This window comes from Telluria sp. ZT3P39, from assembly GCF_059685935.1.
Map to the genome: position 1 here is coordinate 1 of NZ_JCASIH010000041.1, position 14,362 is coordinate 14,362.

Here is a 14,362-nt window from a genome sequence, read left to right on the forward strand (position 1 = left end):
GGTGGTGAGACGCCAGCGTCTCACGAACAGATGACCAAGCGCTTCAATGCACCAAAGTACAGGAGAGACGAAAACTACGAATCTCACTTGACAGTCATCATAGAAGGGTGGGCGGGTATCCCGCCCGCGCGGTGATAGTTTTGGTCTGAACAGCCGCACGGGCTGCAGTACCGTACTTTGAACGCGCGGGCGGCGAAGCCGCCCACCCTACGAATTACAGGCGCTTCGCGTCAGGCGTCGGGAAAGGCGGCACCGGTTCGGCCGCGCTCAGGTCGTCCTGGTTGATCGACCACAGCCCCGGCAGGTTGCGCCAGTAGTTGTAGACGTCCATCCCGAAGCCGACCACGAATTCGTTCGGGATCGTCAAGCCGATCAGGTCGGCCTTGATCGGCTTGGTGCGCTTGAGGTCCTTGTCCGCGAACACCACGATGACCACTTCGGCCGCGCCCATGTCGAGCAGGCGCTGCTTGACGTGGGCGAGGGTCTCGCCTTCGTCGAGGATGTCGTCGAGCACGACGATGATGCGCCCGGTCACGTCCTGGCGCGGGATGACTTTCCAGACCACCTCGCCGCCGCGGTCGTCGTCGCCATAGCGGCTGACGTGGATGTAGTCGAATTCGAGCGGGAAGTCGAGTTGGGGCAGCAGGTTGCCGGTGAAGACGACGGCGCCGCCCATCACGCCGAGCACCAGCGGGAAGGACTTGTCGTCGGGATTGCCGAAGCGTGCGTTCAGCGCGTCGGCGACGCGTGCCACCGCGGCCTGCACTTCGGCGGGCGTGACGATCTCTTTGGCGTTGGCGAGCAGCGCACGGGCGCGGTCATGATGGAAATCTTGCATGGTTATTCGATTGTTCATGTCTAAAGGGTCAGGGCAATTATGCGCTATCCGGGGGCGTGGCCGCGTTCCTGTTGGAATCAGCCGTCAGCTTCACTCGCCGGCAATCTCGCGCTGCAGCTTGCGGGTGAGCTTGGCGAACACCAGTTCGTGGGAACGGCGCAGCAGGGCGGCGAACTCGGCATCGTCGAGCTGGGCCTCGGGCGTGACGAATACCCATTTGGCGCGCGCCAGATAGGGGGCTGGAATGATGCCGGGGCGGTCGGTCAATTCCAGGAAGCGCTCGTCGTCGGCCTTCAGGCTGAAGCCCGTCGAGGGCCCGTCCTTGTTGGTGACGGCGAACATCCTGGCGCCGACCGAAAAGACCGTGTCGTGGTCCCATTTGGTGTCTTCCGTGCAGCCGGGGAAGCTGCGGCACAAGGCCTTGGCGGATTCGAAATCCATGTCTCTCTCCTGTGCCCGGCGTGCATGGCGTCGGAATATCGGGTTGTCCTTGCCCCCATTGTATAGCGCAGCGGCTTGATTGATGCCATAGCGCAATGATTCGATGCGCCACATGGCGGCATTGCGGCGTATCATAACTACCTTGGAAAACAACGATTCTCCCAGCTATGTCGACCCCTGAATTCGAACGTGACCGCAGCAGCCGCCTGCTCCAGCTGCGCAGCGCCATGGCGCGCGCCGGCATCGACGCCTATGTCCTGCCCTCGAGCGACCCGCACCTGTCGGAATACCTGCCCGGGCACTGGAAAGGGCGCGAATGGCTCTCCGGCTTCACCGGCTCGGTCGGCACCTTCATCGCCACCGCCGGGTTTGCCGGCGTCTGGACCGATGGCCGCTACTGGACCCAGGCCGAGACCGAACTGGCCGGCAGCGAGATCGCCCTCATGAAGATCCCGGGCGCGGCCAGCCAGCTGCACGTGGACTGGCTGGCGGCCAACCTGAACCCCGGCCAGACGGTGGCCGTCGATGCGCGCGTGCTGGGACTGGCCGGCGCCAGGTTGCTGGCCGACGCCTTGAAGGCGCGCGGCATCAACTTGCGAACTGACGTCGATTTGCTGGACGAAGTCTGGCAAGACCGCCCGGCGCTGCCGGCCGATGCGGTGTACGAGCACCTGCCGCCGTACGCGGCCACGACCCGCGCCGACAAGCTGGCCGCCACCCGCGCCGCGATGGAGCATCTGGGCGCCGGTTTCCACTTCATCTCCACGCTCGACGACATCGCGTATCTGTTCAACCTGCGCGGCGCCGACGTCAGCTACAACCCGGTGTTCCTGGCCCATGCCCTGATCGGCCGCGCCGACGCGACCCTTTTCGTCGGCGAGAACAAGGTGCCGCACGACGTGCGCGCGCGCCTCGAAGCCGACGGCGTGCACCTGGCGCCGTATGCGAATGCCGCCACCGCCTTGTCGGCGTTGCCGGACGGCGCGACCTTGCTGCTCGATCCGCGCCGCGTCACCGCCGGCATGCGCGCCGCCGTCGCGCAGGGTGTGAACGTGCTCGAGACGATCAATCCGACCACCTTCGCCAAGTCGCGCAAGCTCGAGCTTGAGGCCGCCAACGTGCGCGCCGCGATGGAGCAGGATGGCGCGGCGCTGTGCGAATTCTTCTCGTCGCTCGAAGCGCAACTGCTGGACGCCGCTAGAGCCCCGATCGACGAAGTGGCGATCGACACCCGGATCACGGCCGCGCGCGCGCGCCGCCCTCATTTTGTGAGCCCGAGCTTCTCGACCATCGCCGGCTTCAATGCCAATGGCGCGATCATGCACTACCGCGCAGCGCAGGACACCTGCGCCGTCATCGAAGGCGACGGCCTGCTGCTGGTCGACTCCGGCGGCCAGTACCTGGGCGGCACCACCGACATCACGCGCGTGATCCCGGTGGGCGCACCAAGCGATGCGCAAAAGCGCGACTACACGCTGGTGCTCAAGGGCGTGATCAATCTGTCCGCCACGCGCTTCCCGCGCGGCACCCGCGCGCCGCTGCTCGATGCGATCGCACGCGCGCCGATCTGGGCCGCCGGCATCGACTACGGCCACGGCACCGGCCACGGCGTCGGCTACTTCCTGAACGTGCACGAAGGCCCACAGTCGATTTCGCCGAGCGTGGCGCCGGACCCGCATACGGCGATGGAGCCGGGCATGATCACCTCGATCGAACCGGGCATCTACCGTCCCGGGCGCTGGGGCATCCGGATCGAGAACCTGGTGCTCAACACCCTGGCCGAAACCACCGAGTTCGGCGAGTTCCTGGCCTTCGAGACCCTGACCCTGTGCCCGATCGATACCCGCCCGATCGAGCGCGCGCTGCTGCGCGAAGACGAAATCGCCTGGCTCAACGCCTACCACGCCACCGTGCGTGCACGCCTCGAGCGGCATGTGAGCGGCGCCGCGCGCGACTGGCTGCTGCTGCGCACGGAGGCATTCTAGTGGCCGGCGCCCGCTCCACCCGCGCCAGCGCCGCCGTCGACCGCCTCAAGCGCCGCACCGGCAATACCGCCTATTCGATGGCGCGCACCGGCGACGGCCTGTTCTTCCTGTCCGAAGCGCCCGGCGCGCCGGCCCTGAATGCACCGCTCGAACTGGACGACTTCGTCGCCTTCGTGAACGGCCTCGGTCCGCAGGAAGTCCGGCGCATCAGCAAGAACGACGAGAAATTCGAAAAGCAGCTGGTGCGCAAGAAGCCCGACTCTCCCTGAAAGCGATCAACCCGCATGCAACGTCCTGACCTGCTGGACACCTATTGGTCTGCGCCCGAGATCTATACCAATGGGCTGATCCTGCTGCACCTGGCCGGCGCGCTGGCGCTGGGCCTGATGGTCGGCTATGAGCGCGCCTACCATGGCCGCGCGGCCGGCATGCGCACCTATGGCCTGGTCTGCATGGCTTCGGCGGCGCTGACCATCCTGGCCGGCTACCCGGACTTCTGGTACGGCGGCGGCCATGCCGGCCTGCTGGCGCCGGTCGATCCGACCCGCATCATCCAGGGCATCGTGACCGGCATCGGCTTCCTCGGCGCCGGCGTGATCATGCGCGAGGGCTTCAACATCAGCGGCCTGACCACGGCCGCGTCGATCTGGGCCTCGTCGGCGATCGGCATCCTGGTGGGCGTCGGCTTCTACCTGGCCGCGATGGGCCTGGCCTTCTTCTCGGCCATGATCATGATCTACCTGAACCGCCTGGAGACCCTGCTGCCGGCGCGCCACGCGGTCGCGGTGCGCATGCGCTTCAAGCCGCACGTCATGCCGCGCGAAGACGTGATGCGCAAGGCCGCGCTGGACCGCGGCTACGAGATCGCCGGCAGCTCGCTGACCATCAGCAGCGAGGAGGGACGCCAGGAATGGCGCTTCGTGGCGCTGGCGCTGTCGCGCAAGAGCGGGGCGCCGCTGTCCGAACTGGCCGACCAGCTGGCCGCGTTCGAGGGCCTGGAAGCCTTCCAGCTGTCCCACGCGCGTAATTAAAAAAACCAAAACAACCACTCCGGCACACGGGATTTCACATGCAAGCACAAGACGTTCTCGATTTCTGGTTCCTGCCCGAAGGCAGCGAAGGTCATGGCAAGCAGCGGGCCGAATGGTTCCGCAAGGACGAGGCCTTCGACGCGGCGCTGCGCGCGCGCTTCGGCGCCCTGATCGCCCAGGCGGTGGCCGGCGGCCTGCGCGAATGGGACGAATTGGGGCCGCGCGGCACGCTCGCGCGCATCCTCGTGCTCGACCAGTTCACCCGCAACGCCTACCGGGGCAAGCCGGAATCCTTCAGCGGCGACCTGCTGGCCCTGCTGGCTGCCCGCCAGCTGGTCGATTCCGGCGCCGACCAGGCCCTGTCGCCCGTCGAGCGCATGTTCGCCTACCTGCCTTTCGAGCATGCCGAGGACGCGCGCATGCAGGAGCAGTCGGTGAGCCTGTTCACCGAACTGTCGCGGCAGAACGAAGGCTTCGTCGAAGTGCTCGACTACGCGCTGCGCCACCGCGGCGTGATCGCCCGCTTCGGCCGCTTCCCGCACCGTAACGCCATCCTGGGCCGCGCTTCCAGCCCGGAAGAGCTCAGCTTCCTCCAGCTGCCCGGCTCCAGCTTCTGACGTGGCGCCGACGCTGAACCTGGTCGGCGCCGGCCACGTCGGCCGCGTGCTGGGACGGCTGTTCGCCGCCAGCGGCGCCTTTACCGTGCAGGACGTGCTGACCCGCTCCGCCGCCAGCGCGCAGGAGGCGGTGGCTTTCATCGGCGCCGGCCAGGCCTGCAGCGACCTGCACGCCATGCGCCCGGCCCGGGTGTGGCTGCTGGCCGTAGGCGACGACATGATCGCCCCGAGCTGTGCGGCGCTGGCCGCAGCCCAGCCGCTGGCGGGCGCCGTCGTGTTCCACTGCAGCGGGGCGAAAGCCTCCACCGAACTCCAGGCCGCAAGGGAGGCGGGCGCGCTCGCCGCCAGCGTGCATCCGGTGCGCAGCTTCGCCGATCCGCAAGCCGTGGCGGCGGAGTTTGCCGGCACCTTCTGCGGCATCGAAGGCGATGCCGCCGCACTGGCGCTGCTCGAACCGGCGTTCGCGTCGCTTGGTGCGCGCCTGGTGCGCATCGACCCGGCCGCGAAAACCGTGTATCACGCGGCCGCCGTCTTCGCGTCGAATTACCTGGTGACGGTGCTCGACGCGGCCCTGCGCGCCTACCAGGCCGCCGGGGTGCCGGAAAGCGTGGCCAGGGAGCTGGCGCGGCCGCTGGCGCTGGAAACCGTGGCCAATGTGTTTCGGATCGGCCCGGAAGCGGCGCTCAGCGGCCCGGTCGCGCGCGGCGACCTGGCCACCGTGGCCCGCCAGCAGGACGCGGTAAGCCGCTGGGACGCCGCCACCGGCCGGCTGTACGAGGCGCTGGTGGCGCCGACGGCCGACCTGGCGCGGCGCAAGCGCGGCGGGTGAGCGGCCTTTTCCACAGCTTTTCCCGCGCCTTTTCCACCGCTCCTGCACAGGTTTTACCCGGGCTTTTACACGGCTTGTACAAGCCTTTTCCACAGATTTTCCACAGGAGTTTCGATGTTCTTCACAGCCTGGGCCACCTTGGCCGCACTCGGCGTCTATTTCTGGACCGGCGTCAACGCCGGCCGTGCCCGCATCCGCCACGACATCCCGGCGCCGTCGATGGAAGGTCCGCTGGAATTCCAGCGCTGCCAGCGGGTGCAGGCCAACACGCTCGAGCAATTGCCGCTGCTGCTGGTGCCGCTGTGGATGTGCGCCTTCTTCCTGGGCGACCTGTGGGCGGCGGCGGGCGGCCTGCTCTGGTGCCTCGGGCGGATTGCGTACGCGCTTGGCTATTACCGCGATCCGGCGAAGCGCGAATTGGGCTTCATTACCGGCATGCTGGCCTGTGCGTTGTTAATTGGCGGCACTGTTTGGGGGCTCTTGCTGCGCTAAAGCGAAAAAAGTACAGACAATGATCGACAAAGTTCCCGGGTGGCAATAAGCTAGGACGTTGTACACACACAACCGATCCGCCCGCCATCCACGCGCACACCCTCGCGCGGCGCCGCGCGCGGGCAAGAAGGAGAAAACATGCTGTTCCTGAAGAGCACCAGCGTCACCAAGGCACCGGGCATCTATGACGTCGACGTGGCCGCGAAACCGCCAGGCAAAACCTTTGGCGTCTTCCTGGCGACCGATCCGGCCAACCCGCCGCAGACCGTGCTGACTGGCCTGGCTGAACTGGGTTTCAAGAATACCCACCAGCAGAGCTATGTTCACAAGGACAAGGGCAAAGTGCTGGACCTGCACTTCCAGAAGGACGGCACCGATTTGTTCAACGGCTGGAAAGCCGACGAATGCGCGGCCAACCTGGCTGCCATCGAAGCGTTGTTCGGCAATGTCGGCGTCAGCGTCACCCCGCGCGTGATGAGCCTGGCCGAAGCCTACGCTTGAATTCCTCCCTGTCCGCCTGATCGTTTGTGGCACATCGCCCGCGATCGGCTGTCAGACTTGCACAATGGACCTATTTACCTCAGCCCCGGTCCTGACACCGATCCCGCTCCGCGACGGCGAACTGGGGTTTCTCGCGCAATTGTCTTTGCCCTGGCCGAACGAGGAAGTGCTGGCACGCCTGATTCTGGAGACGGGCTGGCGCGAAGAAACCGTGGTCGTCTACGGCAAGCGCCACCTGCAACCGCGCCTGAGCGCCTGGCATGGCGACAAGGCCTACCGGTATTCCGGCCTGAGCCTGGCGCCGCTGCCGTTTACACCCTTGCTTGAGACCATCCGCCTTGCCGCAGAGGAAGCCACCGGCCGGGAGTACAACAGCGTGCTGCTGAACTATTACCGCGATGGCCGGGACAGCATGGGCATGCATAGCGACGACGAGCCCGAGCTGGGCCGGGCGCCGGCGATTGCCTCGGTCAGTTTCGGTGCGACGCGGACATTTATCCTGCGCCACAAGGCCACCAAAGAGACCCTGAAGCTGGCGCTGACGGACGGCAGCCTGCTGTTCATGGCAGGCGCCATGCAAGCCAACTGGATGCATGGGATCAACAAGACCGCCAAGCCGGTCGGTGCGCGAATTAACCTAACGTTTCGTAAGATCGACTAAAGCGCAGGCTATTTTCAGTATCTTTCTGGAAAAATATATAACTCTTGAGTCATTAACTTACATTTTCTTACAGTTCTTACGGGTTTTGGGGCTTTAAAAAAGAGTTGCCGGTGCTATCTTGACCACATCGCGATTCATTCGGAATCGCGCACCAGTCGAGAAAAGGATTGCGCATGAAAAAGCTTATCGTTGCATTGATCGCCACCGTTGCCACCATGTCGGCTGCCCAAGCCCAGCAGACCACGCCACGCGGCTATGTCGGCGCCGGCGTCGCCAGCGCCGACCATGACTACCGCATCTCCGGCGCCTCGAACGTCAATACCGACGGCTATAAAGCTTCGGGCAAACTGTTTGGCGGCTACGAGTTCAACCAGACCTGGGGCGTCGAAGCCGGTTACACCGACTTCCGCAAGTCGGGCGTCAGCTACACCGCCAATGGCGTGAACCAGCGCGGTGAAACCAAGGGCGAATCGATTTACCTGGCCGCCAAGGCGACCATGCCCGTCAACGAACAATTCTCGGTGTACGGCAAGCTGGGTGCGGCACGTAACAAGAGCGAGCTGGTCATGATCAACTCCTCGCAGAACCGTGAACACCGCAAGACTGAAGCCTACGGTGCCCTCGGCGCGCAGTACAACCTGAACCAGAACGTGGCACTGGTGGCCGAATATGAACGCTACGGCAAGTCCAAGGACTTCGGCGCCAAGGCAGACGTCTTCACCGTCGGTGCGAAGTACAGCTTCTAAGCTGGTTTCGTAATGGCAAAAAGGACCCTGCGGGGTCCTTTTTGTTTTGGGACAGGGTGTTGTAGGCCGTTCACAGCCGCGCGAAGCCCTGCGGTTGGGGCCGGTGCACCCAGGGCGGAACCACCAGGTACGGCGCCGGCATCGCATAGCCGGCAGAAACGAAACGGTGCAGCGAGGACCATGGCCAGTCGGCGGGATGGCTGCAATGGCCGTGCTTGACGGGATCGGTATGGGTCAGGTCGACCAGGGCCGCGTATTCGTCGTCGTCGCCGACCCGGTAGTGCTGGTAATGGCGTTCCCAGATGGCGCCGTCGTCGTCGCCTGCTACCTTCGATTTGCGCAGGGCTTTGGAGAACGCGATCTTGACGGCGCGCCAGCGGCTCGAGCAGTCGTGGTCGCCCGGCGGCAAGGTCCAGATCGCATGTGCGTGGTCGGGCAAGACTACCCAGGCATCGACGTGGAAAGGCTTGCGCACGCGCGCCAGGCGCATGGCTTCGCCGAAGGCGGATATATGGTCTGTCAGCAGTGTGCTGCCGTGTTGTAGCAGGCGCACTGTGAAGAAAAAGGTCCCGCCCGGGACGCGGTTGTTGCGGTAATCAGTCATGAGCTCCGTCAACCGGCGCTGCTCGGCAGCCACCAGCATCCGAGGCCGCTACATGGCCTCAACAACGAAGATATTACACACGACTTTGCGCAGACCGCGTTCCGATTCCGGAAAGCAAACGCCCGGCGGTGCCGGGCGTTGTTCAGCCCCACAAACCGGGCTTTTTATTTATAGAACAACAACTTAGGTCGTCAGTGGCTTGTAGCGGATACGCTTCGGCTTGGCGCCTTCTTCACCCAGGCGCTTCTTCTTGTCCGCTTCGTATTCCTGGTAGTTACCGTCGAAGAAGGTGACTTGCGAATTGCCTTCGAAGGCCAGGATGTGGGTCGCGATACGGTCCAGGAACCAGCGATCGTGGGAGATCACCATCACGCTGCCGGCGAACTCGAGCAGGGCGTCTTCCAGCGCGCGCAGGGTTTCCACGTCCAGGTCGTTCGACGGTTCATCGAGCAGCAGGACGTTGCCGCCTTGCAGCAGCGTCTTGGCCAGGTGCAGGCGGCCGCGTTCGCCACCTGACAGGTTGCCGACGACCTTGGTCTGGTCCGAACCCTTGAAGTTGAAGCGGCCCAGGTAGGCGCGCGACGGCATTTCGAAGCGGCCGACGCTGAGCATGTCGGCGCCGCCGGTGACGTCGTCGAACACGGTCTTGTTGTTGGCCAGTTCGTCGCGGTGCTGGTCGACCAGCGAAATGCGTGCGGTCTTGCCGATCGCGACTTCGCCGCTGTCCGGCTGTTCCTTGTCGGTGATCATCTTGAACAGGGTCGACTTACCGGCGCCGTTCGGACCGATGATGCCGACGATCGCGCCTGGCGGCACGGTGAAGGAGACATTGTCGAGCAGCAGGCGGTCGCCGAAGCCCTTCGAGACATTCTTGAACTCGATGACGTCATTGCCCAGGCGCTCGGCCACGGGGATGAAGATCTCCTGGGTCTCGTTGCGCTTCTGGTATTCGTATTCGCTCAGCTCGTTAAAGCGGGCCAGGCGCGCCTTCGACTTGGCCTGGCGCGCCTTCGGGTTCTGGCGCGACCATTCCAGTTCGGTCTTCAGCGCCTTCTGGCGTGCCGATTCGGTCGACTCCTCCTGCTTCAGGCGTGCCTGCTTCTGGTCCAGCCAGGACGAGTAGTTGCCCTTCCATGGAATGCCCGAACCGCGGTCCAGTTCCAGGATCCATTCGGCGGCGTTGTCCAGGAAGTAGCGATCGTGGGTGATGGCGACCACGGTGCCTGGGAAGCGCAGCAGGAATTGCTCCAGCCACTCGACCGATTCGGCGTCCAGGTGGTTGGTCGGCTCGTCCAGCAGCAGCATGTCGGGCTTACTCAGCAGCAGCTTGCACAGCGCGACGCGGCGCTTCTCGCCGCCGGACAGCACGCCGATCTTTGCTTCCCAAGGCGGCAGGCGCAATGCGTCGGCGGCCATTTCCAGCTGCAAATTCAAATTGCCGCCGTCGGAAGACGAGATGATCGCTTCCAGGCGTTCCTGTTCCTTGGCGAGGGCGTCGAAATCGGCGTCTTCCTCGGCATAGGCGGCGTACACGGCTTCCAGCTTGGCTTGCGCTTCAAAAGCTTCGCCCAGGCCGCTTTCCACTTCCTGGCGCACGGTCTTTTCCGGATCGAGCTGCGGTTCCTGCGGCAGGTAGCCGATGTTCAGGCCCGGCATCGGGCGCGCTTCGCCCTGGATGTCCGTGTCGAGGCCGGCCATGATCTTCAGCAGGGTCGACTTGCCCGAGCCGTTCAGGCCCAGCACGCCGATCTTGGCGCCCGGGAAGAAGGACAGCGAAATGTCTTTCAGGATTTGACGTTTTGGCGGGACGATTTTGCCCACGCGGTTCATGGTATAGACGTAATTGGCCATGCTCTACTCTGGTGTTGTTTAAGGTGCACAGGATACGACAGAACCCGCGCCGGACACAGGATTTCTTGTGCCCGGACGCGGCGCCGAATCAGGTTTTCGGGGCAGTGCGGCTGCGCAGCAGGCCTTCGCCGGCATACAGGGCCAGCGCGGCCCAGATCATCACGAAGCCCACCAGCCGGTCGCTGGTGAAGGCTTCGTGGAACAGCCACACGCCGAGGACGAACTGGATGGTCGGCGACAGGTATTGCAGCAGGCCCAGGATCGACAGCGGGATCTGGCGCGCGCCGCTGGCGAACAGCAGCAGCGGGATCGCCGTGATCGGGCCGGCCGCGACCAGCAGCCATCGGGTGGAATCAAACGGGGCATTCACGAAGGCATTGGCGCCGTTCACGGTCAGCCAGACGACGTAGCCGGCCGCGAACGGGAACAGCACCATGGTCTCGAACGACAGGCCTTCGAGCGCGCCCAGCGCCGCGGTCTTGCGCAGCAGGCCGTAGCCGCCGAACGAGGCCGCCAGGAACAGGGCGATCCAGGGCACCGTGCCCGATTGCCAGGTCAGCCAGCACACGCCAACCGCCGCCAGAGCGATCGCGGCCCACTGCGCCGGGCGCATGCGCTCTTTCAGCAGCAAGAAGCCGAACATGATGTTCACCAGCGGATTGATGAAATAGCCGAGGCTGGCTTCGATGACGTGCCCGTTCTTGACGGCCCAGATGTACACCAGCCAATTGGCCGACAGCAGGAATGCCGAGGCGGCGAAACTCCAGAACACGCGCGGCTGGCGCACGATGGCCAGCCACTTCCACTGCCGGCGCAGCGCCAGCACGATCAGGAGGAAAGCCAGTGACCACAGCACGCGGTGCGCCAGGATCTGCATCGGCGGCACCTCGCCGATGGCGTGGAAATAAATAGGGAACAGGCCCCAGCACAGGAAGGCCAGGGCGGCGGACAGGATACCGGAACGCATGAGGAAGGAGAGGGCTATTGCAGAGCCGGCATTATCCCCCTAACGCACCATCCCTGCTGGCGCGGGCCTATTTTGCAGAAGTGTATGATGCAATACGAAATCTTCTTGCAATTATCTTGTCGTTATTTTATGGTGCGCTGCACCAACACTCACCTATGGTGCAATCTTGAGGTCTGATAACAAGAAAAGCAGCGTCGCGGCGCTGACGCTGGCTGCCGTCGGGATCGTCTACGGCGATATCGGCACCAGTCCCCTCTATACGCTGCGGGCGATTTTCGATGAAGAGCACGGCCTGCCGCTCACCACGCCGAATATCCTCGGTATCATTTCCCTGATTTTCTGGAGCCTGACGATCGTCGTCTCGCTCAAGTATGTCACGCTGGTGCTGCGCGCCGACAACCGCGGCGAGGGCGGCATCATGGCGCTGATGGCGCTGGCCATCAATTCGGTCACCAAGGCGTCGCGCTGGTATTTCCCATTGATGGTGATCGGCGTGCTCGGCGCCACCATGTTCTATGGCGACAGCGTGATCACCCCGGCCATTTCGGTGCTGGGCGCGATCGAGGGCCTGGAAGTGGCGGCGCCCGGCATGACGCATTACGTGGTGCCGCTGGCGGTGGTGGTGCTGGTCGCCCTGTACAGCGTGCAGCGCCACGGCACCGCCGGCATCGGCCGCTTCTTCGGGCCGATCATGGTGGTCTGGTTCCTGGCGCTGGCCGTGATGGGCATCATCAACATCATCGAAGCGCCGGTGATCCTGCAGGCGCTCAATCCCTGGCACGCGCTGCGCTTCATGCTGGAAAACCGCTTCCTCGCCTTCGTCGCCCTGGGCGCTGTGGTGCTGGCCATTACCGGCGCCGAGGCCCTGTATGCCGACATGGGGCACTTCGGGCGCAAGCCGATCCGGCTGGCCTGGTTCACCATTGCCTTCCCGGCGCTGGCGCTCAACTACCTGGGACAAGGCGGCTTGCTGATCATGCAGCCGGAGGCCGTCGAGAACCCGTTCTACCACCAGCTCGGCACCTGGAGCGTGATTCCGCTGGTGATCCTGTCGACCATGGCGGCGGTGATTGCCTCGCAGGCGACGATTTCGGGCACCTATTCGATGACCAAGCAGGCCATCGCGCTGGGCCTCCTGCCGCGCATGCGCATCCAGCACACTTCGGAAAGCGAGATCGGCCAGATCTATATCCCGGCCGTGAACTGGGTACAGCTGGCAATCGTGCTGATGGCCGTGATCGGTTTTGGTTCCTCGGACGAGCTGGCCGGCGCCTATGGCATCGCGGTCACTGCGACCATGATGGCGACCACCATCCTGACTTTCTTCGTCACGCGCTACCGCTGGAAACTGCCGCTGGTCGTCTGCTTCGGTGCAACCGGCTTCTTCCTGGTGATCGACATCCTGCTGTTCTCCTCGACCGCGCTCAAGCTGCTGCACGGCGGCTGGTTCCCGCTGCTGCTGGGCACCGTGCTGCTGACCCTGATGCTGACCTGGAAGCGCGGCCGCGAGCTGGTGTTCGAGAACCTGGAAAAGCATGCGATCCCGCTGGAAGCCTTCATGGAATCGCTGTTCGTGGCGCCGCCGGCCCGCGTGCCGGGCACGGCCCTGTTCCTGCGCGGCGAAAGCGATGGCGTGCCGCACGCGCTGCTGCACAACCTGTCGCACAACAAGGTGCTGCACGAGCGCGTCGTGTTCCTGACGGTTCATATCATCGAGGAACCGTGGGTGCCGGTGGACGAGCAGGTCGACATCATCGAGCTCGGCCACAACTGCTTCCAGCTGAACGTGCGCTACGGCTTCAAGGACGAGCCGGACATTCCCTACGTCCTGCGCCGCTGCGGTGGCCTGGGCCTGGTGTTCGAGATGATGGAAACCTCGTTCTTCATCGCGCGCCAGACGGTGATCTCGGCCCCGGGCGGCGGCATGGCGCCGTGGCGCGAGCACCTGTACGTGATGATGTCGCGTAATGCCCGTGCGGCGGCCGACTACTACCAGATCCCGCCCAACCGCGTGATCGAGCTCGGCACCCAGGTCGAGATCTGATTTACAAAAAAATACAAAAGCCGGACAGTGCCGGGATAGACGCTTTCACATGGCTGAGGTAAGGTGCGGTGTTTCGTTCTATAAACTTTTCGCACTCACTCGCAAGGACTGTCCCATGAAGCTGAAGTTCCCCCTGATCGCCGCCTTCGTTGCCATGCTGAGCCTGACCGCCTGCGGTGGCGGCAGCGATTCTTCCGACAGCGTCGCCGTCAGCAGCCCGGCCACGCTGACCAAGACCGACAATACCGTCGGCACCGGCGCCGAAGCCGTCACCGGCAAGAGCGTCACGGTGGATTACACCCTGTGGCTGTACAAGGCCTCGGCCGCGGACTTCAAGGGCACGCAGCTCGAATCGGGCCCGTACACCTTCACGATCGGCTCGACCAACACCATCCAGGGCTTCCAGCAGGGCGTGCTCGGCATGAAGGTCGGCGGCAAGCGCACCATCCTGGTCCCGGCCAGCCTGGGCTATGGCGCCACCGGCAGCGGCCGCGTCCCGCCGAATTCCGGCCTGGTGTTCGAGCTCGTATTGAAGAGCGTGAACTAAACACGAGACCGGGGCGCTGCCCCGGTTTTTTTTGGCGCGCAGGCTGCATACCCAAAGCTGCATGCACCCCAACTTCGCAACTTCGCAACTTCGGGGTCAGGTCCTGACCCTTCCCCTCAAATTCTCACCTCCTGCACCAAGGTAATCAGTTCAATAAGGGCGGTCTCGAACGCGTGTGGAGGTAATCGAAGTCGCGTACTCTCCATCA

At 64.3% G+C, this 14,362-nt stretch carries 16 protein-coding genes; 11 read left to right on the top strand and 5 right to left on the bottom strand.

All coding sequences use genetic code 11. The annotated features are described in order from the left end of the window. Positions 1–214: 214 nt before the first annotated feature. On the bottom strand, positions 215–838 hold the full coding sequence (locus AC56LR_RS21070; protein WP_497133358.1) for a hypoxanthine-guanine phosphoribosyltransferase: 624 nt from the start codon (positions 836–838) through the stop codon (positions 215–217). Between the two features lie 90 nt (positions 839–928). Continuing rightward, positions 929–1,279: an MmcQ/YjbR family DNA-binding protein gene (locus AC56LR_RS21075; protein ID WP_497133360.1), complete on the bottom strand. Its 351-nt coding sequence runs from the start codon at positions 1,277–1,279 to the stop codon at positions 929–931. Between the two features lie 167 nt (positions 1,280–1,446). Here AC56LR_RS21075 and AC56LR_RS21080 point away from each other — a divergent pair, with 167 nt between their 5' ends. The 9 genes from AC56LR_RS21080 (at position 1,447) to AC56LR_RS21120 (ending at position 8,141) form a co-directional block, all read left to right on the top strand. Further along, a complete protein-coding gene (locus AC56LR_RS21080; protein WP_497133362.1) occupies positions 1,447–3,264 on the top strand; it encodes an aminopeptidase P family protein in 1,818 nt (605 codons plus the stop codon). Continuing rightward, complete coding sequence (locus AC56LR_RS21085) at positions 3,264–3,533, top strand: hypothetical protein (protein ID WP_497133364.1); 270 nt, start codon at positions 3,264–3,266, stop codon at positions 3,531–3,533. Before AC56LR_RS21080 ends, AC56LR_RS21085 begins: the two co-directional genes overlap by 1 nt. A gap of 15 nt (positions 3,534–3,548) precedes the next feature. Further along, on the top strand, positions 3,549–4,295 hold the full coding sequence (locus AC56LR_RS21090) for an MgtC/SapB family protein (RefSeq protein WP_497133365.1): 747 nt from the start codon (positions 3,549–3,551) through the stop codon (positions 4,293–4,295). A gap of 38 nt (positions 4,296–4,333) precedes the next feature. Then, positions 4,334–4,912 (top strand): DUF924 family protein, encoded by a 579-nt coding sequence (locus tag AC56LR_RS21095; protein ID WP_497133367.1) that lies wholly within the window; start codon positions 4,334–4,336, stop codon positions 4,910–4,912. Between the two features lies 1 nt (position 4,913). After that, on the top strand, positions 4,914–5,741 hold the full coding sequence (locus AC56LR_RS21100) for a Rossmann-like and DUF2520 domain-containing protein (RefSeq protein ID WP_497133369.1): 828 nt from the start codon (positions 4,914–4,916) through the stop codon (positions 5,739–5,741). A 114-nt stretch (positions 5,742–5,855) separates the two neighbouring features. Beyond that, on the top strand, positions 5,856–6,233 hold the full coding sequence (locus AC56LR_RS21105) for an MAPEG family protein (RefSeq protein ID WP_497133371.1): 378 nt from the start codon (positions 5,856–5,858) through the stop codon (positions 6,231–6,233). A 138-nt stretch (positions 6,234–6,371) separates the two neighbouring features. Next, a complete protein-coding gene (locus AC56LR_RS21110; RefSeq protein ID WP_489874694.1) occupies positions 6,372–6,734 on the top strand; it encodes a hypothetical protein in 363 nt (120 codons plus the stop codon). A gap of 64 nt (positions 6,735–6,798) precedes the next feature. Continuing rightward, a complete protein-coding gene (locus AC56LR_RS21115; protein ID WP_497133373.1) occupies positions 6,799–7,395 on the top strand; it encodes an alpha-ketoglutarate-dependent dioxygenase AlkB family protein in 597 nt (198 codons plus the stop codon). A 173-nt stretch (positions 7,396–7,568) separates the two neighbouring features. Then, complete coding sequence (locus AC56LR_RS21120; RefSeq protein WP_497133375.1) at positions 7,569–8,141, top strand: porin family protein; 573 nt, start codon at positions 7,569–7,571, stop codon at positions 8,139–8,141. Between the two features lie 70 nt (positions 8,142–8,211). Here AC56LR_RS21120 and AC56LR_RS21125 read toward each other — a convergent pair whose 3' ends face one another. The 3 genes from AC56LR_RS21125 to rarD form a co-directional block, all read right to left on the bottom strand. Beyond that, positions 8,212–8,745: an REP-associated tyrosine transposase gene (locus tag AC56LR_RS21125; protein ID WP_497133377.1), complete on the bottom strand. Its 534-nt coding sequence runs from the start codon at positions 8,743–8,745 to the stop codon at positions 8,212–8,214. A 183-nt stretch (positions 8,746–8,928) separates the two neighbouring features. Further along, complete coding sequence (ettA, locus tag AC56LR_RS21130; protein WP_497133379.1) at positions 8,929–10,596, bottom strand: energy-dependent translational throttle protein EttA; 1,668 nt, start codon at positions 10,594–10,596, stop codon at positions 8,929–8,931. A gap of 88 nt (positions 10,597–10,684) precedes the next feature. Then, the gene (gene rarD, locus AC56LR_RS21135) at positions 10,685–11,563 is read right to left on the bottom strand and encodes an EamA family transporter RarD (protein ID WP_497133381.1); all 879 of its coding nucleotides are present in this window, start codon (positions 11,561–11,563) and stop codon (positions 10,685–10,687) included. A gap of 166 nt (positions 11,564–11,729) precedes the next feature. Between rarD and AC56LR_RS21140 the strand changes: the two genes are divergently transcribed. Together AC56LR_RS21140 and AC56LR_RS21145 are read left to right on the top strand one after the other, a co-directional pair. Then, the gene (locus tag AC56LR_RS21140) at positions 11,730–13,607 is read left to right on the top strand and encodes a potassium transporter Kup (RefSeq protein WP_497133383.1); all 1,878 of its coding nucleotides are present in this window, start codon (positions 11,730–11,732) and stop codon (positions 13,605–13,607) included. Positions 13,608–13,722: 115 nt separating this feature from the next. After that, on the top strand, positions 13,723–14,154 hold the full coding sequence (locus tag AC56LR_RS21145) for an FKBP-type peptidyl-prolyl cis-trans isomerase (protein WP_497133385.1): 432 nt from the start codon (positions 13,723–13,725) through the stop codon (positions 14,152–14,154). Positions 14,155–14,362 lie beyond the last annotated feature (208 nt).